General features: G+C 42.9%; 16 protein-coding genes. 4 read left to right on the forward strand and 12 right to left on the reverse strand.

Annotation, left to right across the window (positions count from 1 at the left end; all coding sequences use genetic code 11):
• The 4 genes from Q3W13_RS20545 to glmS form a co-directional block, all read right to left on the reverse strand.
• Window positions 1-543 carry a UpxY family transcription antiterminator gene (locus Q3W13_RS20545; RefSeq protein WP_302867103.1) on the reverse strand — a complete coding sequence of 181 codons (543 nt, stop codon included), beginning with the start codon at window positions 541-543 and terminating at the stop codon, window positions 1-3.
• A gap of 468 nt (window positions 544-1,011) precedes the next feature.
• A complete protein-coding gene (locus tag Q3W13_RS20550; RefSeq protein WP_302867105.1) occupies window positions 1,012-3,309 on the reverse strand; it encodes a polysaccharide biosynthesis tyrosine autokinase in 2,298 nt (765 codons plus the stop codon).
• Window positions 3,310-3,345: 36 nt separating this feature from the next.
• Window positions 3,346-4,107 (reverse strand): polysaccharide biosynthesis/export family protein, encoded by a 762-nt coding sequence (locus Q3W13_RS20555; RefSeq protein ID WP_302867106.1) that lies wholly within the window; start codon window positions 4,105-4,107, stop codon window positions 3,346-3,348.
• A gap of 597 nt (window positions 4,108-4,704) precedes the next feature.
• Window positions 4,705-6,543: a glutamine--fructose-6-phosphate transaminase (isomerizing) gene (gene glmS / locus Q3W13_RS20560; protein ID WP_302867108.1), complete on the reverse strand. Its 1,839-nt coding sequence runs from the start codon at window positions 6,541-6,543 to the stop codon at window positions 4,705-4,707.
• 565 nt (window positions 6,544-7,108) lie between these two features.
• Between glmS and Q3W13_RS20565 the strand changes: the two genes are divergently transcribed.
• From Q3W13_RS20565 to Q3W13_RS20580, 4 genes are all read left to right on the forward strand, one after another.
• Entirely contained in the window at window positions 7,109-8,560 is a 1,452-nt protein-coding gene (locus Q3W13_RS20565; RefSeq protein WP_302867111.1) for an MBOAT family protein, read from the forward strand.
• 4 nt (window positions 8,561-8,564) lie between these two features.
• Window positions 8,565-9,539, forward strand: a complete 975-nt coding sequence (locus Q3W13_RS20570; RefSeq protein ID WP_302867112.1) for a hypothetical protein — start codon at window positions 8,565-8,567, stop codon at window positions 9,537-9,539.
• 607 nt (window positions 9,540-10,146) lie between these two features.
• Window positions 10,147-10,635 (forward strand): hypothetical protein, encoded by a 489-nt coding sequence (locus tag Q3W13_RS20575; RefSeq protein ID WP_302867113.1) that lies wholly within the window; start codon window positions 10,147-10,149, stop codon window positions 10,633-10,635.
• 689 nt (window positions 10,636-11,324) lie between these two features.
• Entirely contained in the window at window positions 11,325-12,833 is a 1,509-nt protein-coding gene (locus Q3W13_RS20580; protein WP_302867116.1) for a PAS domain-containing protein, read from the forward strand.
• A gap of 28 nt (window positions 12,834-12,861) precedes the next feature.
• On the opposite strand, the gene Q3W13_RS20585 is transcribed toward Q3W13_RS20580, so the two are convergent.
• The 8 genes from Q3W13_RS20585 to Q3W13_RS20620 all read right to left on the reverse strand — a co-directional run bounded on the left by Q3W13_RS20585 (window position 12,862) and on the right by Q3W13_RS20620 (window position 23,560).
• Complete coding sequence (locus Q3W13_RS20585; RefSeq protein WP_302867118.1) at window positions 12,862-13,155, reverse strand: hypothetical protein; 294 nt, start codon at window positions 13,153-13,155, stop codon at window positions 12,862-12,864.
• Between the two features lie 321 nt (window positions 13,156-13,476).
• Window positions 13,477-14,670, reverse strand: coding sequence for a PAS domain-containing sensor histidine kinase (locus tag Q3W13_RS20590; protein ID WP_302867121.1), 1,194 nt, complete (start codon window positions 14,668-14,670; stop codon window positions 13,477-13,479).
• Between the two features lie 213 nt (window positions 14,671-14,883).
• Complete coding sequence (locus Q3W13_RS20595) at window positions 14,884-15,963, reverse strand: acyltransferase (protein WP_302867122.1); 1,080 nt, start codon at window positions 15,961-15,963, stop codon at window positions 14,884-14,886.
• Window positions 15,964-16,219: 256 nt separating this feature from the next.
• Window positions 16,220-17,446: a glycoside hydrolase family 76 protein gene (locus Q3W13_RS20600; RefSeq protein ID WP_302867124.1), complete on the reverse strand. Its 1,227-nt coding sequence runs from the start codon at window positions 17,444-17,446 to the stop codon at window positions 16,220-16,222.
• Between the two features lie 132 nt (window positions 17,447-17,578).
• Complete coding sequence (locus tag Q3W13_RS20605) at window positions 17,579-18,781, reverse strand: glycoside hydrolase family 76 protein (RefSeq protein ID WP_302867125.1); 1,203 nt, start codon at window positions 18,779-18,781, stop codon at window positions 17,579-17,581.
• A gap of 17 nt (window positions 18,782-18,798) precedes the next feature.
• Window positions 18,799-21,150 carry a GH92 family glycosyl hydrolase gene (locus Q3W13_RS20610; protein ID WP_302867126.1) on the reverse strand — a complete coding sequence of 784 codons (2,352 nt, stop codon included), beginning with the start codon at window positions 21,148-21,150 and terminating at the stop codon, window positions 18,799-18,801.
• A 34-nt stretch (window positions 21,151-21,184) separates the two neighbouring features.
• Window positions 21,185-22,381, reverse strand: coding sequence for a glycoside hydrolase family 76 protein (locus tag Q3W13_RS20615; RefSeq protein WP_302867128.1), 1,197 nt, complete (start codon window positions 22,379-22,381; stop codon window positions 21,185-21,187).
• 54 nt (window positions 22,382-22,435) lie between these two features.
• A complete protein-coding gene (locus Q3W13_RS20620; RefSeq protein WP_302867131.1) occupies window positions 22,436-23,560 on the reverse strand; it encodes a SusE domain-containing protein in 1,125 nt (374 codons plus the stop codon).
• Window positions 23,561-23,565 lie beyond the last annotated feature (5 nt).

Here is a 23,565-nt window from a genome sequence, read left to right on the forward strand (position 1 = left end):
TTAATTGTGAATTGCGATTTGTTGAAACGGAATGCGGGTAACAAGGGCGCAGTTGATATTTTCAAGTACCATCAGCACGTTCTTGCCATTAATTTGAACAATTTTGCCTACTTGATTAGTAAAGGGGCCATCTTTAATCATTGCCCTGTCGCCTACTGAAACGTTTGCCAGGTTAACAATCTCAACATCTTTGTAAGCAATTAAATTCCTTTTTATTTCGTCAATAACACTGTCCCTTACTACCGCAGGGCTGCCCATATAGTAAACAAAGCCAAGCACCCCCATGGTATAAAGCACCGACGACTCTTCCCGCCGGGAAACGTGAACAAAAACGTAGGAGTTAAATAATGGGAGGCTTACTTCCTTTTTTCGGTCGGCCCATTGATTTTGAACTTTCCTGAGCGGGCAATACGACTCTATACCTCGCTCTTTTAACAATTGATCGGCCTTTTTTTCCCACCTGGGCCTGGTATAAATCACAAGCCACCTTTTTTCATGCAAATTAAGGTGTGCCGTTTTTGCGGTTGTTGATAAGGATTCCATTATATTTGAGTAAAAAGCTTAGGGAGCGGCAATGGCTTCGCCATATCACTTACATGATCCCCTTTTTGAAAATTTGAATTTTAAATTTGATTAGCGGCAACCGATAGTTCTGCAAAACATACTGCCGTTTTTCTGCAGTTTATTTCAAGCCACTCTGCATCTCTTAAGGCTTGTGTAATGTGTTATTGTAGCCTTCAGTTACATGTATGGCTTCGCCATGTCACTTACATAATGACCCTTTTGAAAAAATGAATATCAAATAGATTAACAGTAACGGACAACTTACAAACAATATGTTTTCCAATCCTCCGTACCTTTTCAGCCCCTGATTCTGTTGCGCTTATAGTATATAATACATTCTATTATGCTTTACAGCTATAAACTAACAGACTTTTCTTACATACCGGCTCTTAGCCAGTTAATTAAACAATTGCAACGAGGTTATGTTCGCTGGTTAAACTCCGGCTGTTACGCATATCCATATCCAGCGTATCCGTAAGCCGGTCTGTTTTCCTTTTTTGCATCGTTAAATACAACCATCAGGTTTTTAAACCTTTCATTCTCATAAATATCCTTTAGTATTTCCAGTTGCCCGATATTGGTGTAATTGTACCTCACCAGGTAGATACTTAAATCAGTATATCGTGCCAAACTAAATGCATCAGCAACATGACCAACCGGCGACGTATCCAGTATAATATAGTCAAACTGTTCTTTTAAACCGTTAAACAAGTCGTCCATGCGGGGCGACATCAACAGTTCAGCCGGATTCTTAGGTAATGAGCCACACCCCAAAACATACAGACTACTGTTCTTCGGATAAGGCTGTATGCTATCAGCCAGATGCACAATGTCCCCCTGCAAAAATTCAGCTATGCCCGGCCTTTGCGACATTCCCATTTTTTTTAACAGATCGGGTTTGCGCAGATCGAATTCCATTATTAACACCTTCTTATCAAGAAGCGCAAGCGTGAGCGCTAAATTTATGCTGACAAATGTTTTACCCTCGCCCTGCATGCACGAAGTAACCAGCATTACTTTATTATGCGAATATTTATTTATAGCATCCAGATTAGTACGGATATATCTAAAAAGCTCCGATATCATGGTTTTACTGCCATGCTGCACGGCTATCTGCCCTTTAACATCGTTATGTGTAAGTTCACCAAGTATCCTGGCCCCGGTTATCTCTTTTAAAACAGCCGGATTTTTAACTTTTATATTAAATTGCTGCCGGGTAAAAATAAACATGGCCGGAACCAGCAGACCAAAAATGCTGCTGCACAGATACATGAGTTGTTTCCTGGGATATTTCGGCACCGGGTCAAATGAAGGCTTGTCTACTATTTGAGCCGATGGTATGGTGGCGGATAATGATAAAGCCGTTTCCTCACGTTTCTGCAGCAAATACTGATATAAAGCAGTTTTTACCCCCTGCTCGCGCCCCCGTTGTAACAGTCCGCGCTCAAGTGAAGGTACCGAACGCACCTTGCTGTCGTAACGAGCATAGTTTCGCGCCAGCAGGTTACGCTGAATGGTGAAGCCTTTTTTGATATTGGCCAGGTTCTCCTGGATATTGACCCTAAGACTGGATATTTGGTCACTTAAATTTTGCACCAAAGGGTTGCTTAAATTTGCATTGCGCAATAACCGGTTTCGTTCAAGCTGCAGGTCATTAAACCGGGTTATCAAATTATTCAGCACCGGGTCTGTTAAACCCATTGTACTGGGCACGGCGTTATATTGGTTATTGGTGTTACCAAGATACGCTTCAATTGATTTTACTATGCTTAGCTGAGTATTTGATTCGCCCAGCATCTGGTTGTATTCGGCTGTTTTAGCCAAATTTATTTGTGCCCCCGAACTGGCCTCTTCGGCGCTGTTTTGTTTCTTGTAGTTCTCTATGTCCCCTTCCGCATAAGAAAGTTCCTGCTCCATGGATTTTAACCGGTTGTCGATAAACATAATCGTATTTACCGCCGTCGTATTTTTCTTTTGAACATTTTCAGCGTTATAAATACTGATTATATTTGAAAGGATGTCGAGCCCCCTGGCCGGAACGGGATCAATGAGCGTTAAGATAATTGTGTTCGATTCTTTTATAACCGGGTTTACCATCAAGCCGCCGGCGCTGTAGGCAGCAGCCATTACCGATAAATTGTTAAATTTAACAGTTAACAGCCGGGGGCCATACAAAAATGCGGGGCCTTGGGTCACTCTTAGGGTATAGTCGGCGTGCCTTATTTCCTGGCCATATTTATAGGTCCATTGTGCTAAGCCATCGTGCAGCACAAATGTGCTGTCGGTTAGTTTTTCGAGTTGCAGTTCCTTCAGATACGCAGTTCTGAATAGTCTTATAACATCTACTTTTACGGGCAGTTCCTCTCCGTACAATTCCTTTGTTTTAAAGCTCCCCTCGTTATAGAAGTACGACACACCAAGATTGAGTTTCTTCAATACGCCATATATAAGGTCTTTAGAGCGGATAACCTCCATTTCGTTGTCCACAGTTTTGGTTTCCTGGAACATATTCAGGTCACTAAATGCTGTCGCTTTAAGTATCCCGTCTCCCTTTTTGTCATCAGGTATAAGCAAAGTGCTGGTTATCCGGTATTGCGGTGTAGCATAGCCCAGGTAAAGCCACATAATAGCTACACTAATAATTAATGATAACAGGAATACGTACCATCGCTTTGCATAAGGTGCCATTTTGCTTTTAAAATCAGCCGGGCGATTGGTTGCTTTATGTGCGTTTGTAATATCCATCACAATCTGTTTTGATAGTTTTCTTTTATCCGTTTTTTATCTTCTGAGCAGCACTGCAGCCAAAACCGCCAGCGCTGATATTGCAGCTGTAACAAGTGGCATCAGCCTGGTATTCTGACTGTATTCAACAGCCTTGGACCGGTCCGGCTCCACGTAAACTATATCATTTTGCTTAAGGTAGAAGTATGGGGAGCTCAATACCTCCTTGTTATTCAGATTTAGCTTTCTTATGGTTTTACCGCCTCCTTCGCTGCGGATTACCAATACGCGCTCCCTCTTTCCGTACACTGTCATATCTCCTGCCAGGCCCAGCGCTTCAAGCACATTTACCTTTTCATCGGGTATTAAAAAGCTGGATGGCTTATTAACCTCGCCTATTACGGTTATCTTGAAATTTATTATCTGGACATCCACAACCGGATTTTTCACCTGTTTGCTAAGTTTAGCGGCTATGGCTGAATCAGCCTGCTCTATGGTCATGCCCTCAATTTTAAAATCACCGATTAACGGCATATGTATCATGCCCTCTTTATTTACGCGGTAACCCTCCCTTTTTGCAGTACCATCAGCAGACACGTTTTTATTATTTGCAAAAAGAAGGTCGGATTCGGGACTGGAACTGTTCATCGAGACACTTACAATATCATTTTGCCTGATGCGGACATCCTGCCCCTGCAAATCATTAACCGAAACGGTATTGGCAAGGTCGCTAAAGTATACCAGGTCCCTTCTGGCTGCACATGAACCTAAAAGGATTATCAGTAGTAAACAGCCGCAGCTAAATGTTCTTTTTGTCATCGGTGAAAAATATAATTAGTTTATATTTCTGTTATTTGATATAGCAAATCTATTTGTTTGTAAATCAATTAAGTACGGATTATTTGAATTGAAATTTTATTGTAAATAACCCCGTTTATTTTACATATAATGTAAAAAATGCGTGTATTCCCGTTTACAAACGCTGTAAAAAAGCCTGTAAAATCTGTGTTTTTACAGGGGGAAAAAATTGGTTCATTTCTTTCCGCCGCTAATCTTTTTTTGCATTTTTTTTGGGGATGACAACTCAATCATTACGGAAAAATATCGCGGGGTTACTTAGCAGACAAACGGCTTATAATGCCCGGGCAACGGCGGGTTAAAATACATTGCGAAACAGATACGGTGACAGCTTTAGCTTTTGCCAAAAAGACCGGCCGCCTGCCTGATCGTGGTCTTAAACGAATGCAGACGCCGCTTTAAACCGGTATTTAAATGACGAGAAGAAAAACTCTGCCCGCGCTTGCGGGGCACAGGTATGATACAAAAAAGCCAACTGGATGGAGCTTCCAATTGGCTACTTAAAACTGATGATATTATTGAACAAAAGGCTTAGGTCGGGTTATTTAAGTTAGTATGTTATTCAACAGTGACTGATTTGGCAAGATTGCGCGGCTGATCGACATTGCAGCCCCGCATTGCAGCAATATGATATGCAAGTAACTGTAGCGGTATAGTAGCCAACAGCGGCAAAAAAGCTTCGTCTGAATCAGGAATTTCGATGTAATCGTCCGCCATTTTTGAAACAACTGTATCGCCCGCAGTAACAATTGCAATTACCTGCCCTTTGCGGGCTTTAACCTCCTGGATGTTGCTGATGACCTTTTCGTAAGATGAATTTTTCGTGGCTATAAATACCACCGGCATATTGGCATCTATTAAGGCGATCGGGCCATGTTTCATCTCGGCAGCCGGATAGCCTTCAGCGTGTATGTACGAGATTTCTTTTAATTTAAGTGCGGCTTCCAAAGCAACCGGGAATCCGCATCCTCTGCCCAGGAACAAGCAATTGCCGGCGCCCTTCGTTTGGGCGGCAATATTCTTTATCAGTTCGTTTGATTCCAGCACCATCGTTATTTTTTCAGGTATGGTATCAAGCTCGGTCAGCAGGCTGGTTATTTTGCCTGGCGACAATGTATTCCTTTGCTGTGCAATGTATATTGCAATAAGTGTAAGCACCGTAACCTGCGCAGTAAATGCTTTTGTTGAGGCAACGCCAATTTCGGGCCCGGCGTGGGTATAAACTCCGGCGTGGGTGATACGGGGTATCGATGCGCCGGCAACATTACATATTCCTAAAATTGTAGCGCCGCGCTCTTTTGCTATTTCAATGGCAGCCATAGTATCGGCCGTCTCGCCGGATTGCGATATGGCAATTACTACGTCATTATCATTTATAATAGGATTGCGGTATCTGAATTCTGATGCATACTCAACCTCCACCGGGATACGGGCAAATTCTTCGATCAGGTATTCACCAGCCAAACCTGCATGCCACGATGTGCCGCAGGCGAAAATAATTATACGGTCGGCGTTTCTCAATTTTTCGGCATATTCCTTTATCCCTCCCAATTCCACTTTGCCAAGCCCGGGATAGATGCGGCCTCGCATGCAATCTCGTACAGAGCGTGGTTGCTCAAATATTTCTTTAAGCATAAAATGGTCAAACCCGCCCTTTTCAAGCGCTTCAAGTTTTAATTCCAGCTCATGTATCAGGGGAGACTGAACAACGTTGCCCAGATGTTTTATTAAAATTCCGTCCCGCTTTATTAAAGCGGCTTCGTTATCATTTAAATAGATCACATTTTTAACATATTCAACAATTGGTGTTGCATCAGAACCTACCAAATATTCGCCCTCGCCTACGCCAATAACCAAAGGGCTCCCTTTTCTGGCTGCAATCAACTGATCGGGGTTTTCGCGGTCCAGTATTACTATCGCGTAAGCGCCCACCACTTCTGCCATTGCCAGTTGCACTGCCTCCAGCAAATCTACCTGCTCCATCCGCTGTATTTCTTCAACCAGGTGTATCAAAACCTCCGTGTCGGTGTCGCTTTCAAAAATGTGGCCGCGGCGGGTCAGTTCCGCCTTAAGTACCGGGTAGTTTTCAATTATTCCGTTATGAATAATGTGCAGGCGCTTATCGTTCGAACTATGAGGGTGTGAATTCCGGTCAGACGGCACACCATGGGTTGCCCACCGCGTGTGGCCTATTGCAATTGTACCGGTGCGGTCTTTACCTTCTGTATACGATTCCAGTACCGATACCCTGCCTGCTTTTTTATAGACACTAAAACCGCGGTTATTAATAATGGCTATTCCGGCACTGTCATAACCGCGGTATTCCAGTCTTTTCAAACCTTTTAACACTACCGGCCATGCTTCGCGGTAGCCAATGTAACCTACTATTCCACACATATTTTAAAGCTTTTACTTTTAGTTCGGGCCGCCCTTCTTAAAAAGAGGACGACAATCCAAATCTATCCTATTAACTATCAATATGATACAGGTTTTATCAGGTTGATATTAAATTGTAAAACAGCCGTGATTTTTCACAAGCCCCGACACATAAATTACCGGCATGGTTTACATTTTTCGCAAAACTAATGCACTTTCCGGGTACTTTTCCACTGGCTCATGGCTTGTCGCGCCAGGCTATAACTATAAGTATAAGTTAAATCAGGCGGATATGGCAGGCTTCAAAAAATGTCATCTCTCGCTGAAATTTCCAAGGTAACCTCTCTTGCGTTTGCTTTACAGGAAATAATTTACTATTCATTTAAAGAGAATGCCCAGCTGTATAAAAGTTGTAAATATTTTATACAGCATTGTACGCAATTACGCCTCACCTGATGCCGGTCATAAATTTGAATACTTATAAAAGCTAATTTTAAATCACTGATAAACAGCAGCTAATTTTAATAATCGCCTTGCATATTACTATTGGCGCATAGCTGAATTACACTTGATAAATAGATACATTATGCTTTTCAATTCATTTAGCTTCGCGTTATTCCTGCCGGTGGTTTTTGTTTTGTATTGGTTTGTCGCCGGTAAAAGTCTAAGGAATCAGAACATGATATTACTTGTCGCAAGCTACTTTTTTTATGCATGCTGGGACTGGCGCTTTCTGTTTCTGCTCGTGTTTTCCACTTTGCTTGATTACTTTACCGGAATTAAAATGAGCGGGACCGGCACCAAAAAAGTCAAAAAGAGATGGTTTTGGCTTAGTGTAATTGTAAACCTCGGCTTTTTAGGTGTATTTAAATACTTTAATTTTTTCGCTGCTTCCATGGCCGTTGCAATGGCAAACATAGGCCTGCACGTCAACCTCTGGACCTTAAAGGTTATATTACCTGTCGGCATTTCATTTTACACTTTTCATGGCCTGTCATATGTCATTGATATTTATAAAGGCCGGATTGAAGCCGAAAGACACTTTATCGACTACTCTTTATTCGTGAGCTTTTTCCCATTACTGGTAGCGGGGCCTATTGAAAGGGCTACTCACCTTTTGCCCCAGGTAAAAAAAGCAAGAACCTTTGACTACTATGCGGCGGCTGATGGTTTAAGGCAGATACTTTGGGGATTGTTCAAAAAAGCAGTGATCGCAGATCAGTGCGCCGAATTTGCAAATACTATTTTCAACAACTCTTCGGGTTACACAGGCAGTACGCTTCTTTTAGGCGCTCTGTTTTTTACCTTCCAGATCTACTGCGATTTCTCAGGTTATTCGGATATGGCGCTGGGTATTGCACGGCTTTTTGGCATCGATCTTTTGCGCAATTTCGCTTTCCCCTACTTTTCGAGGGATATTGCTGAATTTTGGCGCCGCTGGCACATATCGCTGTCATCCTGGTTTCGCGATTATTTATACATACCGCTTGGCGGCAGCAAAGGCTCTACCTGGGCTAAGGTGAGGAATACCTTTATCATTTTTTTAGTGAGTGGCTTTTGGCATGGCGCCAACTGGACATTTATAGCCTGGGGCTTACTAAATGCCATCTATATAATGCCGTCAATTATTTTTAATACCAATAGGGTTAACCTGCAAATAGTTGCCCAGGGCAGGGCGCTGCCGTCGCTAAGAGAATTTTCCCAAATTTTGCTGACCTTTTCATTGACTGTGTTTGGCTGGATTTTTTTCAGGGCCACCAGCATTGCCCACGCCTTCAGTTATATCGGCCGTATCTTTTCGAAGTCATTATTCACTGTTCCTGCGTTTGATGCAAGTCGTGCAATGGTCTTTGAGACCCTGGTATTGATAATAGGATTTATTGTAGTTGAATGGAACGGCCGTGAGAACCAATACGCAATTGCATCATTGGATAAACTTAAAAAGAGAAGCTTCAGGTACGCCTTTTATTTCTCGTTGGTACTCATCATTTTCCTTTTCATGGGGCGCGAGCAACAGTTTATTTATTTTCAATTTTAAAACGATGACTAAATTCATAAAGAAAACGGTTTTATTTATAGCAGCCAGCGCTTTTATACTTTTAGCCATAATTTTAATACCTAATTATGTCATCAGTAAGAGGTCACGGTTTGCTATAAATAACAAAGACCGAATTGTGCTGTTTGGCCATTCGCACCCGGAGTGTGCGTTTGATGATACCCTAATCAGTAATTTAAAAAACCTTTCCCATTCAGCTGAACCCTATTTTTACACTTACCAAAAGGTTAAAATGGTGCTGCAGCAAAACCCGCAGATCGAGACTGTGCTGGTTGAGTTTACCAATAACCAGATTGATGCTAAGATGAATGACTGGACATGGGGTTACACATACATGTCGAGCATGTTCCCTAAATATATCCCGTTTATGGACAAGGCCGATATAGGTGTTTTAGCAGAAAACAATCCCAAAGACTTCATGAATTGTCTTTCCGTTTCCGCCAGGAACAATTTAGTAAGAGTTCTAACCTCGGATTATGAATTTACAAGCATTATGGGAGGCTATTTTCGGATCGACGCTTCCCGAACCAGCTTAACCGCCGACTCAATAAGTTCCGGTCAAGGTGAAATGGTCAGACCAGGTGTCTCATTAGTCAACCTGCTTTATCTGAAAAAGATTATTGCATTTTGCCGGGAACGCCATAAAAGAGTTTTCCTGGTTAGGAGCCCGCAGCACCACAGCTACGAATATTTGAAAAACGAAAAGGATTTTTTAAGAATTAAACAGGCTATGTTTTCATCAACAGAGTTTTTGGACTTTGGCAAGTTTCCGTTACGCGATGACGAATTTGCCGACTTCGGGCACCTTAATTATAAAGGCGCTACAAAATTTTCAAAGTGGTTTGGTGCAATGCTGAATTCCGGCCTATTAAAGACCGTTAATAAGCAACTTTTTATTGACCAAAGCATTTCGGGAATAACTACCCGCAATGAAACTTTTAACCGAACAGCTAGCCGATAACTATTATCAACGTGTTACCGATCGATTAATGAATATTCACATGATTTACACATACATATTAATATTATTCAATGTTAATAATTTATTAACACCCTAAATTTATATGTTAATAACAAAAAAATTGGGATGCTTATTTTGATTAAAACCAGTGTATTCAGACTTGCCGGGTTGTATTCCGGAGGCATTTTTATCTTTATTTTTCGTTCTGGAACAATTAAACTAAAAACATTCAGACAATAACGATAACACCGCGGCGTTAAAATGGAAAAATATCTTATAAACGCCTATCAAACACGGACTTATACAGGTAAAAGTTGACCTTTTATAGGTTTATAATTATTTTTTTAAGATGATATATTTATATTAATAATTGTTGAATTGGCCAAAATTATAAATACTGTGCCATTTAAAATCTAGCAGTATTTTTAAAGCCTGAGTTTTAATAATAGCAAAAAAAAAGAAACAGGAATAGTTGCAACAGATGTTAATAAAGTCAAGGTTCCTGAAATATTTGATAAGTTACATAAGTATTGATATCTCCCCCGGAGATCTAAAACGGGAATAGATTTGCTGATAAAATAAAGGTTATAATTTTTAGAAGTTAGTTATGCAAAACCAAATTGATTATCCGGTCCTTTCTTACAACGGGAATCTTGCCGGATCCAGCTTAGAGTCGCCAAAAGTACACATGGGCGAGGTATTAGAGCGCATTGTACGGCGCGATAGAATGGGCATTAGTGAACTTGCACGACGATTAAATGTTAGCAGGAGAACCATGTACAACTGGTTCGAAACCGAACGCATAGGCATCGAAGTGATCCGCAGGATCGGCCTTATAATCGGGCATGACTTTTCCATTGAATTTCCGGACGAGTTTGCAAAGAGAAGTGATTTTGCCGACGGAGAGTCATTTGTCGATGCCTCCGGCGCATCGGATCAGTCTGCAACCGTGGTTTATTATTGGATGGATAAGTACATCAAATTGCTCGAAAAATTTAACACCGTTTTAAGTCACGACGCAAAGGTTAAAAGTGAAGGCCTCTCTGTTCTTTTGCTGCCGGCATTTTTTGAGATGATAGTTTGTTCGTGTTACTGAGATAAAAAGCCTATATCTGTCACGCTACTTTAATCAGGCCGGTGGGCCTTACTACAAGCTGCTGTTCAATAAAATTTATGTTTAATTGACATTTTTAGTAGTTGCTATTGTAAAGATCAAATGACTTGTAAATCCCTAAGCCAGAAGCATTGGTCAGATACATGCGCAACTGCATAGCCCAGGTTATATGATTTCCGGATTTTATGATAGTACTGGCCGGTTGACATTCGCGGCCCCCCTTTAGATATTTTTTATAAGCGTAATATTGGCATCCAAGTGCCCCTAATCGCTTTAAACTACTGCCTGTCAGTGGCTACGCCGGAGGCTTGGTAATGCGTCTTGCTATTGGCTATCACGATAACTGCATGCTGATTTCGGCACGAGCCCGTATGTACCAGCAGCACAAAAAAAAGTGATTAGTGGCATTTTTTTACCATTTGCTCATAGAGATATTCGCTCTTGTTGTTTTTATTCAGTTGTTTAACATTAATTTAACGTGAGTTTGGTGTAACAGCCTAAGGCCTTCATCGCTAAAAAAAAAGAAAATCGTTGAAAAGTACCGTATACAATAATCTTTCCGGCGCAGGTTCTTTTGGTGTAGCAGGGCATGAAAGCTATACAGGATAGTCATTATCCCGGTTCACATTAATTAACTATTAACGTACTGACAGGCCATGTCAAATTAAAAAATGGAAAAGGACGCACTGAGAGGATCGCGCGTTAGAGCTGCGGAAAATCCTGACACAGTATTTGCCTATTGGGATAAAAATCTCATTTGCCGGTTCGCGAGCAATAGCTTTGTAGACTGGTTTGGATTTAACCCAAATGATATGGTAGACGTAATGCATCTCCGGCAGGTACTGGGGCCAATTTACGATGAAAGCCTGGTGCATATTAAAGCTGTATTGCGTGGTGAAGAACAGAATTTTGAGCGGACAATTGTCTCGCCCAATGGCCAGTCAAGGAAAGTGAGAGCAAATTATTATCCGGATGTTGCGGATGGCAAGATTAAGGGTTTTTTTGCACACGTTGTAGATATTAGTGCTACGCTGGCAGATAATCAAATTGATGATATTTCCATTAATGGCCACGGCGCTCATTTTAATTCAACTGACAGGATTTTGAGCGATGTTGTTGAGACCCTGAAGGATAATCTTTTAAACCAATTTCCGGGCATACCCCATTTGTCGAAAAAACATTTTATATCAGAGTCTAAACTAAAGCGGGACTTTAAGCAAAAATATAACACCACTATTTTTAACTACTACCGCGACCTGCAGATGGATATTGCCCACCAATTTATTACCGAAAAAAAATATAATAAAAGCCAGGTGGCAGCACTGTTAAATTTCTCAAATCCGTCAAATTTTTCGGCCTGTTATAATAAATACCTACAGGCGAGTGTAACGCAGCGCCTGATGGATAAAATAAAGAAGGAACACGAAGACCGGTACAAAATTCTTGTGGAACAAACGCCGATAGCTATAGCGTTAGTTGATAAAGAACTGCGTTTTTTTGCAGCTTCGCAAAAATGGATCAGCGATTATAATTTAAACAGCAAAGACTTTATTGGCGAACGTTTATATGATGTGTTTCCGGGATCAGAAATAACTTACAGCGATATGTTTGCGTCGTGCTTAAAAGGCGATATTAATAAATGTGACGAAGAATTTATTGATACGCTGGACGGCCGGCCGGCCTGGATGCGGTGGGATATACGCCCCTGGTATAACGATGCAGGTGAAGTAGGGGGACTATCAATCTTTATGGAAAACATTACTCCTCAGAAAATTAAAGAGAGCGAAATTATCGAAGTATCGGCGATCATGGATAAAACCCATGAAATTGCCCGGATAGGGGTATGGCAACGGAATTTTAAGACTAATACGGGTATCTGGAGCAAAACATTAAAAGATATCCTGGAGGTTCCTCATGACACCGATCCACCGGATTTTCAAAAGGCTTTTCAATTTTATAAAGAAGGGGCCGACCGCGGAATGGCAGAGAATATTATTGGAAATGCAATTAAAAACGGAGAACATTTTGACTTTGAATCGCAGCTTGTTACTGCTAAAGGCAATTTAATAACGGCCCGCGTTATAGGGTATCCGGAGTTTATTGATGGCGAGTGCTTTAAATTGTCCGGTATCTTACAGGAGTTATCAAAGCTGGAACACCAGGAGGACAAAACCAGATAAACAGTTCTGAGACCAAATTGGCTGCTGATCAGGAAGATTCAGGCAGATGGAATAATACATCCTGCTTTTTAGTGCTTATGTTTGTTTTTACATATTTTTTACCGTCGGTACTAAGCGCCGGTATCAAATAATATTTATCGCCGCTATTATTAATAATATAAGCTTCGCCCTTAAAGTCCTTTAACCAATCATGCAGCTTTGCACGGTCAGTCACCCCGTTAATTCTTACACGCTCGTTAACCCACTCAAAACTATCAATTGCCAGGTATGGATTTGTATCCGGCGGGTTGCTTTTTTTCAGCGATACTATACGGACAGCCATTGCTATTAAATTAATCAGGGAACGGAACAAAACAATATTAAAGGCAATTTGCCGGTAATACCATACCATTCATGGATATTAGCAACTCATTAACAACTTTTAACCTGCTTAAAGTTGCTAGTACCGCCAAATGCTTTGTATAAATTTACCAGTTAGCCCTAAAAGTATTAAACTCATTCAGGGTCAAAAAAAACCTGTAAAAGGTAGTGTCACAGGTAAATTCCGGCTTTATATCACTCCTGCTTACCGGGCGATTTCTAGTCTGTATGCAGTATCGCCAGAAAAACTGAACTCCCGGCTGGCCATCTGGCTAATGTATTATTACGGACTGGCTTGAAGGTCTGCCTGTTGATCATTTACTTGTGGAAACGTTACCGTAAAGGTTGTGCCCTCACCATCTTTGCTAACGAAACCAATATCGCCGCTTATCAAATCCACATATCTTTTTACTATGTGAAGCCCCAGGCCGGTTCCCTGTATATTCCGGGTATTGTGCGCCCTGAAAAACCTTGTAAACACATTGGCGTGTTCCGCTTCAGGTATACCAATCCCGCTATCCTGCACAATTAACTTAACCTTATGGTCTGCTACGTAGGTGAACAATTTTATTTCTTTACCCTCACCTGAATATTTACATCCGTTTGATAGCAGGTTTAGCACAATATGCTGTAATATTTGGTGATCGGTGGTTACTTCTCCGTCACCATTGTGCTGATATTCGATAACCTGGCTATTTTTTTTCATGGGGGTAACTTCCTCTATCAAATCAGTGCATAATTCCGGCAGATTGAAACTTACTGATTGAACTTCAACTTTTCCGCTCTCCAGTTTTTCAATAGACAGAAATTCATCAAGAATCATAACAAGGTTTTTGATAGACAACTTTATCCGGCCCAGGTGCTTCTGCAGCTTTTCAGTGTCACCCGTCTGCACATATTGTTCAATAAGCGTGGTACTTGACAGCATCGAAGTTAACGGTGTGCGAAATTCGTGAGAGGCCATGCCGATAAAATCAGACTTTAAGGTATTCAGCTCCTCCGCCCGGCTTAGCTGCGACTTTATTTCCCGCTCGTGAGCTTTTATCTGTGATATGTCTGTTATAATCGATAGTAAATGTTTCAGCAGCCGTTTTTCATCCTTTATTGCTTTGAGCTTTATTAATGCAGTAAAAACAACACCATCTTTTTTTTTGATCTCGCACTGCATCCGCACCAATGCTGCGTTCTCGATGGCGCGGCTCATATGTCTGTTAAAAGTATCCAGGTCGTTATCAGTATGAAGAAATATTGAAAACGGGTTATGCAGAATATCTTTTTTGGCCATGCCCAATTGCCGGGAACCGCGCTTATTAACCTTTTCTATAATACCACTTTTATTTAGTATAAAATACCCCACCGGCGAATGTTCAAATAAATCTGAATACTCTTTCAGAGCAGCCTTAAATTCCCGCTGGATTCTAATTAACCTCTCATTTTGCGCTCGCAGACCGGCTTCATTGGTGCTGGGTTTAACCATAGTTTCAGGCGGGTCTATCTTAGCCTTTCGCTGCCGTAGGGCTTTTGCAGCTTTTTTGCCCGGTTTAGGTAGTTTATTTTTTTTTGCGCTGTCATGCTCGTTTTTAATTAACCTATTTACAAAGTGTATTGGTAACAGGTTGGTAATTAGTCTTCGGGTTTAGGTTTATCGCAGAGAATAATAATCTGTATTAGTATAGCCGGATCTTAATTGTCAGTAAATGGATCTTTCTGCTTCGGCAACTGCAACCTTTGTAACCCTGGGCCCTTTATATTTTTTAATCAGTTTTTTAAAAAAAATATTCGACGGCTTATCAATCAATTCATAAATCAGCGCGCTCACCAAGGCAACCGAGACCATCGCAAAAATCACTTCGGAAAGGTCAATTAGTAATAAACCCCGCGTAACCGGTATTTTGGGATAAACCACCCGCAAAAGGAAATATATTACAAAAGGGTGGAACAGATACATAGCATAACTGGCGTCCCCTAGTTTTAACCACACCTTCACAATCCGGTTTTTTTCATTTATCCAGCCTTCCAGAACAACAAATGCATTAACAAACAATAATGACGGAATGCCATAACGAATATTCCTTGGCGTCCCTGCCAGGCTGTTACTTAAATCAAAATAAATCATCAGGGCAAAAGCAACTAAACCGGCGCCTATCATAATCGCGTCGCCGGTCTTCGTCTTATGAGTTCGATGATAATCCCAGAAATAATACAAGGCGAGCCCATAAATAAATTCGGGAAGCAGCCCATTTCTGTAAAAGCGCAATACGTGGCTATAAGCGGTAATTGTGTCCTTATTAAAACTATTGAGCACGATTAATAATAAGATCAACATGCCGCCGCAAGCTGGAACCAGGTACTTCTTTTTTTTGAAGATAATTATGCATAAAAACATCGCCACGTAAAAAAACATTTCGTTATTCAGCGTCCAGCCTGAAGATAGTATCGGGCCGCTTCCTTTAATTTGATAAGGGATAAACAGAATAGTTTTAACCAGTGCTTCGGTACTGATGATAACGTGGTTAAACCATTGAGGCCTTATAAAAGCCAGTGCCATGGTTAAAAAGGTAGCTAAAAAGTATAACGGAGATATCCTGATGATACGCTTAACCATAAATTGCCTGGTGGATTGATTGACCATATAGGCTATTATAAAGCCACTGATCACAAAAAAAATATCAACACCAAACGTGCCGGTTTCAATCTCACGGAAATGACAGTGAAAAAACACAACGGATAATGCCGCAACAGCGCGTAGTAACTGAATACCCTTTATCATTTATTTATCAGCGTTTATAGTTCTGTAAAAGCAAAATTAGTTGTTTGGCAACCCGTTATGCCACGTTTTAAGAATTGGTACCAAACTGTAAACCTGACGCTGATTTTTGTGCAAAAAGTGTGAAATAATCGTTTCTGAAACGCTGTAACGGGAGGATAATGGCACGCTGATAAAAAAATGCGTTCCGTATCTCACCCCGGAACGCATCTCGCCATCAAAGATGGGTTCAACTAAATTACAATTAACATTGTTTTTCCTATCTGTAATTAGAAAGCAGTATTTGCGTTCGCTGCATCCACGCCTGGTCAACGCCTTCCATGCGGGTATCAATGCCGCTTCCGTCAAAATTGCAAAAAGTATAATAGCCGTAGTTGGTGTTATTGCGCAGCTTACTGTTCATATAATCGATGTTTTGCTGGGCATAGTCAAGCCATGCGGTATTACCGTCAGCCTGGTACAACCTGATCATAGCCTGCGAGCCCCAAACGCACCAGGCCGGGTTGATGCGTCCATCGGTCGTATTGAAGATATAAACATGATAAGTGCTGTTCCATAAGTTTGTGTTCATGGCGATACCCAGGTTTTGCGCTTTGGTGACGTAAGCAGGTGCGGACGCAATGGAAGCATATAGCAGGTCGGCTTCCAGCATAATGGCATTATCATAAGTGAATTTCTCGGTATGCTTTGTTCCCGATCCTGCCCCGTCAATTTTCCAGATGTATAAACCGGTGGTGCTGTCGTACATGTTCCCTTCCAGCCATGCGCGCACTGAGTTTGCCCAGCTTAGGTAATAGCTTTGCCCGGTTACCTGGTACAGCTTCAAAAACAACTGCATAGCCAGGCCGTTTGTCTGAGTTGGTTTTAAATCGTGGGTGCCGCTGTGCCACCAAAAACCGCCGCCATATGTGCTATCCCAAAGCCCGTTATTCATCAGCCAGTTTGCAACAGCCTTCGCCGAATTTAAATAGTTGGTTTGCGTAGTGCCGGTAGTAACGGCATAAGCATCCAGGTAAGCAAGGCCTGTTAGCGAATTATCGTCGACATATTTATCGCCACCCGCGCCGGAACCATCGACATTTGCCGACGAAAAGTAGCCGCCGATAGAGGATCCGCTATCCCACATATGGCCCATCCAGCTGTAGCTGTTGTTCATATAAGCGTTATAGCGCGTGTCTCCCGCCTGGATCATCGCAGCATCTGCGTAAATCTGGCTTACGTTATACCATTCGTAGCAGCTGTTGGTGGTAAGGTTTACCCGGTAACTGTTATAACTGGTCAATATATTACCAACTACAAATGCGTGCGTATCCTGCGCCTTACTGTAATACGCTGAACTTGAATTAAAAGCCGCCGACCGGTTTGCGGGTAATTTTTGAGATGTGGTTGGTAAGGGCTTATGCAGTGCATCTTTTTTGCACGAACATACTGCGGCTGCCAGCAACAATGCCGAGGCGGCGCTGAAAAAGTGAGTTTTCTTCATCATATTGATTTTAATTTGGTTTCTCCTTATCAATCAAACTCACAGTGCCGGGCCGATTGCCGTTTTAACTAATTATGTAATAATGTATATACATATTAATATTTACAACCACTTGTCACCTCATTCCACCGCTGTTCAGTGTCCTCTGCTGCTTTCAAGCGAACTCAACCTGGCGTACAATTCAGCTATACAGGCTTCATCAAGCAACCACTTTGGGGCAGCTATGTCTTTAGCATCGGTCGTCCAGCTTTTGGTCAAAAGGCCGTACTTGTCGCGGCAGTGTTGCCAGCCATAATCAAGATCTTTACTGATTGCGGCGATATAGCTATAATCGCCGTCGACTTTATACAGCGCTTCATAGCCCCGCACCAATACTGTTAAGAACCAGGGCAGATCGATTTGCAGGGTAAGATTGGGGTCATGTGGCTTGTCCGCGAAATATTGATAAATACCTTTGGCGCTTGTTTGCGCATCTTCCAGGTAAGCTTTATCCTTTGTGAAAGCGTATAACAACATCGCCGATTCAATCATCGAGCCTGTATTATACGTCCAGTAAGTTTTATTTACGCTGCCGTCCGCAGTTTTTTTATCGTTCCAATATGCTCCGGCAGAGTCGCGCAGATTGGCATGCATCCAGTTATAAAACTGCTTTCCCCATTTTAAATAATAGGGATCATTTGTCGCCTTGTAAAGTTTTAGAGCAACAAGGGTAGCCATGCCGTTACTGCAAGCCGGTTTCTGATCTTTATGCCCCTCAAGCCAGGTAACACCGCCACCAAGAGCATCGCTCCAGCCGCTGATAATAAATTTAAAAACCGTTTTTGCACGGTTCAGGTAAACCGGATTCCTGGTATTGAAATAAGCCTCAAGGTATTCAATCCCGACCAGGCCATTATCATCGTAATAACGGTCTGATCTTTCAAACACAGGCGGATAGGCCTGATAACCGATGGGTTTGCGGCTATCGTCACGGTAGGCCTCCATACCCATAGCCATACTATCCAGCAATGGAAGGTATTTTTTACGCGCTGCCGGAATATGCAGCATAGCATTAGTTGCCGAGAACATTCCTGAATAGGGCCACAAAAAGCTCACTTCTTTTGCCTTTGCTTTATCGCCCTGCAGATAGTTGAGCGAGTCATGCGCGGATGAGGGATAATTCTCGGAAAACAGGTATTTATGCGTCGACACCCTGTAATATTTCCAGATGCGGGTGTACATACTGTCAGCCCGCTCACGGTAAATTGATGCTTTATTTCCTTGAGCGATGACCTGTGTAGCGCTTGCCGCCAGCCCAAATAATACAAGCGCTATTTTTATTTTATGGTGATAGATCATTTGTTACGCAGATATAATTATTGCACTGATGGCGGCGGAACTTTACTTCCCCAAGCTTTATTGGGTTTGCTGCCCATAGTAAATATCATTTTGCCCCCTTTCATCAGTTCGTCGCGGTACAGCCAGCAATTGTCGAGGAGCTTGCCGTTAAACTCAACCGACTGTACATAGACATTGGTCTTCGAGTTGTTTTTCGTTTCAATAACCAGGGTTTTATGATTACCAAGGGTGATGGTCGCCTTATCAAAAAGAGGGCTGCCCAGTTCAATTATCGGACGCGAGTCTGTGAAACCCTTTACGTCAAATAAGCCCAACGCAGTGATCACATACCATGAACCTAACTGCCCCTGATCTTCATCCTGCCCGTAGCCGTAACCGTGGATAGGCTCAATGCCATAAAAGCCGTCGGATATGGCCCTTGTCCATTTTTGTGTGAGCCACGGCTTGCCGGCGAAGTTAAACAGCCAGCAAATATGCAGGCTCGGTTCGTTACCATGGTTATAAATGGCGTTAATGCCGGCAAAGGCGTTGATGACCTTCCCGCCTCCGAAGCCGTCTTTCTCGGATGCTGTAAAAATACTGTCCAGCTTAGCGCTGAATTTTTCCTTCCCGTACAGGGAAACTAATGCAGCGGGGTTTTGCGGCACATAATAGCTGTACTGAACAGCATTGCCTTCCTGGTAGCCGCGCCATGGAGCATAAGGGTCAAACTTATCTATAAATGTGCCGTCTGCTCTTTTGGGTTGCAGCAATTTATTGGCGGGGTTATACAACATACGCCAGCCGTTGGAGTATTTGATGAACTTTTTATAATCGTCGGTCTTTCCAAGGTCTTTTGCCATTTGCGCAGCAGCAAAAGCACTGAAACTATACTCTAAAGTGTGCGAGGCTGAAAAATGTGCCCCTGTCGAATCCGTTCTGTCCTCATCTATAAACGGAGAATAGCCGTGTTCAAGGAAAGCTTTGGTGTCCATTTTACCCGAGCCAACCTTACGGTTTTTATAGCCAAGCTCATTATTTTTTATTGCCTGATAAGCCAGGTTTACATCATAATTACGTATGCCGCATTGATAAGCCCCGGCGATGGCCAGTCCAACAAAATTGGTGCCTACGCCTGATACATACTCGCTGTTGGCAATGCCATCGCCAAACCAACCTTTGTCTTTATAAATTTGCAACTGCGTGTGCACAAAATCTTCGTACCACCCGGGATACGACAAAGCCCAAAGCTGCGTCAAATCCCAAAATCCGCCCCAGATGGCATCGGTATTCATAAAATTATAGCTCAGCTTTCCATGAATGTCCAAATGCAGCTGGCCCACCTTTCCGCGGTGCATTGGGTAAGCGCCATTTACATCGCTGGCAATACCGCGGCCCAAAAGCGAATGGTAAAGTCCGGTGTAAAACTTTACTTTAGCAGTATCATCTTTGCCTTCTACCCTTAACCGGTCAAAATCACGCTCCCATGTTTTTTGTGCATTAATTTTTGCCTGAGCAAATGTTAAGTGCGCCGCTTCAGCCAGTAGATTTGCTTTGGCGTTTTTTGCAGATGTATAAGAAAGGCCTACTTTAATTTCTATCGCCTCCCCTTTGGCGGTTTGATAATTCAGAAATAAACCGGCGCCCTTCCCATTCGCGGCAGATGAGTTTTGTTTAATGCCGCTGGCAGTAAACGAACCAACGCCGGCTGGTTTTTTATTGAGCTCGCCATAAAAATACATGTTAACGCGCCCGCCCTCGTCGTAAATCTTTACATACTTCGGATAGGTAATTACAAACCCTTCAAAATGAGTATCGTCAAGCATCTTTATGCCGGCGTCCAACACAGGGCCGCTTTCGCCCTGTACATTCCCGATGTCTAAAATAATATGTGCCTGATTACTTGCAGGGAAGGTGTACCGGTCGAAGCCCACTCTTTTTGTCGCAGTCAGCTCAGCGGTAATGCCGTAATCATCCAGCAACACTTTATAATATCCCGGCTCGGCCACCTGGTTCTTGCGGTTGAAATAAGAGCGATAGCCGGTGCCGGGTGTGTCCAAAGCGCCGGGTCTCACTTTAATCGGGCCGGTGGTTGGCATAAAGCTTACACCGCCAACCTGCCATTCATGAAAATGGGCAAAGCCCTCTATCGAGTTTTGGCGGGTATCGTATCCAACTGCTTCCCATCCCTGGTTATTGCCATAATGCGCATTAGTGGATGGGCCCAATTTAGCCATACCGCCTGGCACAGCTGCGGGGGTATAAAAAAACCACCGGCTATGCGCGGTACCGATATCCGGGTCGACGTATTTTAATAAGCTTTGTGCTTTAACATTCCCTAAAGTCAGTAATGCTGCGGATGTAAAAGCAATCGATTTTAAAATTTTCATTCAAAAAATATAATTACGTATAAGTAAGCTGCAATTATTTGTATTTGGACAGCAGCACCTGTACGCGCTGCATCCATGCCTGGTCCACCCCGTCCATACCGTACCGGTTACTTCCGTCAAGGCCGGCATATTGCCAGTATCCGTGACTGGCAGCATCTCTCATCACTACATTTATCGCATCAATATTTCCTTTGGCGTATGTTAACCAGCTCGGGTTATTGTCTGATTCATAAAGCCGTATCATAGCCTGTGATGCCCACCCGCAATAGGTAGGGTTTATCCGCACATCGGCAGTATTGAAAATGTAGACATTGTGCGATGCATCCCATAAAACACTATTCATGGCGGCACCCATAGCCTGTGCTTTTGCCAGGTAACCAGGTTCGCCCATTACTGTTGCGTAGAGCAAATCATCTTCCAGCATAATCGCGTTATCGTAAGTAAATATCTGGCTGTCAACTTTGCCATTGGCTTCAATCTGCCAAAAATAGAGGCCTTTGGCGCTATCGTACATTTTCGTGTTTAACCAGGTGTTTACTGATACGGCCCAGTCATGATAAACCGATTGCCCGGTAATTTTATACAGGCGTAAAAACATCTGCAGGGCAATGGCGTTGGACTGCGTGGGCTTCACGCTTTTCTCGGTACTCCACCAAAATCCGCCGCCAAAAGTTGTATCCCATAAGCCGCTTTTTATAACCCAATTGGCACAATTTTCGGCTGCGGTAAGATAATCTGACTTAACGGTACCGGTACTTACTTCCCATGCATCCAGGTAGGCAACCGCCGTAAGCGAATTATCATCAATATATTTTGTGCCGGAACTTCCTGTGCCATCCAGGTTGGCAAAGGCAAAATAGCCGCCGTTAGGGTCCGATTTATCCCAGAGGCCATTCATCCATGCAAAAGTGGCGTCCATTCCCGCGTGATATGATGCATCTCCTGCGGCAATCATCGCTGCATCGGCATAAATCTGGCTCGCATTGTACCATTCATAGGCAGTGTTTGCGTTGGCGCCCGTATTAACGCGGTAGCTTTTATAAGATGTTAGCAGGTTATTTACAATGTAGTCATGGGTTTCCCTTGCTTTGGTCAAATAGGCTGAAACCACCGGCGTGGTATCGGGCGGAGTCGTCCCTCCCGTTCCGCCCTGCGGGGTAACCTTTTGCTTGCTGCACGATGCTGTTAAAACAATTAACGCAGTCCCTAATCCGTACAAAATATTTTTCATGGTATATTGGTATAAACGCACCTGCAGAGTGAACCGCAGGTGCGTTATTTAAGATTAAAGTGTGGTGACCACCTGGGTATACGGGCCGTCAGCTTTAAAGTAAACATCAACTTTTACATTGTGGTTATCGGCAGATGGATCAAACTTGTATGTATTGCTCCATTGGTCATTAGTAACGGGCAATAAGTAAAAGTAATCGGCCGGCTGTCCTGCGGGGGGCACATTGTCGGCATGTTCGCTACCCCAATATTCAAGGCCCGCCGGTGTATGCACAATGTATTTATAACGTTCATCACGTCCCCATGAGAACTGGTAGAATACAACGGGTATACTTGCAGCTTCCCAGGTTCCGTTACCCTTATAGTCCAGTGTACCTATCTCGGTATTATACGCTGACATATATAAGCCTATCGACTGTATTTCTGTTGACGAGGTGGTAGCTACATTCATATCAAAACCTAAACGGTACACCTTAGCAGCGCCGCTTACAGTTGTTGCCGAATTGCCCAATTGTATAACGCCATTAGCATCCACATAATATTTCGTTCCGGTGCCATCTGGTTTATCGGTCAGCTGGTAGCTGCCGGCCTGCAGGCTTGTATAAACCTCAAATACACCGTCCGAAGTCTTTTTAAGCGGTATCGCTTTGCTTACATCGGCGCCACCTTCAGTTGCCGTACCGGTAAGATAGAGTGCTGCAGGTAATACTGCAAAGCCTGCCGGTCTTTCAATAGTAAGCGTGCGGCTGGTGGTGCTCAATTTAGTATTGGTTGCCTTCGACGCGATGACCGCCCATTTTACCTGGCCGGAGCTCGAAGAAGCTATACCCGCCAGCGAGGCAATCTTGTTCATATCTTTTTGTGTTATAGTGGCTTGCGCCTGTACACCCGAGCCATCAGAAACAGTTTTGTAAACCGGCTTGCTGAAATTGCCGCCGACTTTGTCAAAAACTATTTCATAAAGCACCAGGTCGCCGTCTGCTGCTTTGGTAGCGTTCCATTTAAACACCAGGCTTGCCCCGGTTGCGGGCTGCAACTTAATATCAGTCCCATCCGTTGGCGTATTTAAGGTATTCACCGGATCCAGATCCAGGTTAAGCGGCCTTACGTCTTTTTTACAAGAGGCGAAAGCAAGCACCGCCGCTATCGCCATAAAGCTGAATTTTAAATATTTTTTCATCTTTT

The organism is Mucilaginibacter sp. L3T2-6 (assembly GCF_030519355.1).
Classification (GTDB): domain Bacteria; phylum Bacteroidota; class Bacteroidia; order Sphingobacteriales; family Sphingobacteriaceae; genus Mucilaginibacter.

Excerpts from the sequence above, each read along its gene's own strand:
- Q3W13_RS20545 (WP_302867103.1), bottom strand. The coding sequence starts at position 543 with ATGGAATCCTTATCAACAACCGCAAAAACGGCACACCTTAATTTGCAT.
- Q3W13_RS20550 (WP_302867105.1), bottom strand. The coding sequence starts at position 3,309 with ATGGATATTACAAACGCACATAAAGCAACCAATCGCCCGGCTGATTTT.
- Q3W13_RS20555 (WP_302867106.1), bottom strand. The coding sequence starts at position 4,107 with ATGACAAAAAGAACATTTAGCTGCGGCTGTTTACTACTGATAATCCTT.
- glmS (WP_302867108.1), bottom strand. The coding sequence starts at position 6,543 with ATGTGTGGAATAGTAGGTTACATTGGCTACCGCGAAGCATGGCCGGTA.
- Q3W13_RS20565 (WP_302867111.1), top strand. The coding sequence starts at position 7,109 with ATGCTTTTCAATTCATTTAGCTTCGCGTTATTCCTGCCGGTGGTTTTT.
- Q3W13_RS20570 (WP_302867112.1), top strand. The coding sequence starts at position 8,565 with ATGACTAAATTCATAAAGAAAACGGTTTTATTTATAGCAGCCAGCGCT.
- Q3W13_RS20575 (WP_302867113.1), top strand. The coding sequence starts at position 10,147 with ATGCAAAACCAAATTGATTATCCGGTCCTTTCTTACAACGGGAATCTT.
- Q3W13_RS20580 (WP_302867116.1), top strand. The coding sequence starts at position 11,325 with ATGGAAAAGGACGCACTGAGAGGATCGCGCGTTAGAGCTGCGGAAAAT.
- Q3W13_RS20585 (WP_302867118.1), bottom strand. The coding sequence starts at position 13,155 with ATGGCTGTCCGTATAGTATCGCTGAAAAAAAGCAACCCGCCGGATACA.
- Q3W13_RS20590 (WP_302867121.1), bottom strand. The coding sequence starts at position 14,670 with ATGGTTAAACCCAGCACCAATGAAGCCGGTCTGCGAGCGCAAAATGAG.
- Q3W13_RS20595 (WP_302867122.1), bottom strand. The coding sequence starts at position 15,963 with ATGATAAAGGGTATTCAGTTACTACGCGCTGTTGCGGCATTATCCGTT.
- Q3W13_RS20600 (WP_302867124.1), bottom strand. The coding sequence starts at position 17,446 with ATGATGAAGAAAACTCACTTTTTCAGCGCCGCCTCGGCATTGTTGCTG.
- Q3W13_RS20605 (WP_302867125.1), bottom strand. The coding sequence starts at position 18,781 with ATGATCTATCACCATAAAATAAAAATAGCGCTTGTATTATTTGGGCTG.
- Q3W13_RS20610 (WP_302867126.1), bottom strand. The coding sequence starts at position 21,150 with ATGAAAATTTTAAAATCGATTGCTTTTACATCCGCAGCATTACTGACT.
- Q3W13_RS20615 (WP_302867128.1), bottom strand. The coding sequence starts at position 22,381 with ATGAAAAATATTTTGTACGGATTAGGGACTGCGTTAATTGTTTTAACA.
- Q3W13_RS20620 (WP_302867131.1), bottom strand. The coding sequence starts at position 23,560 with ATGAAAAAATATTTAAAATTCAGCTTTATGGCGATAGCGGCGGTGCTT.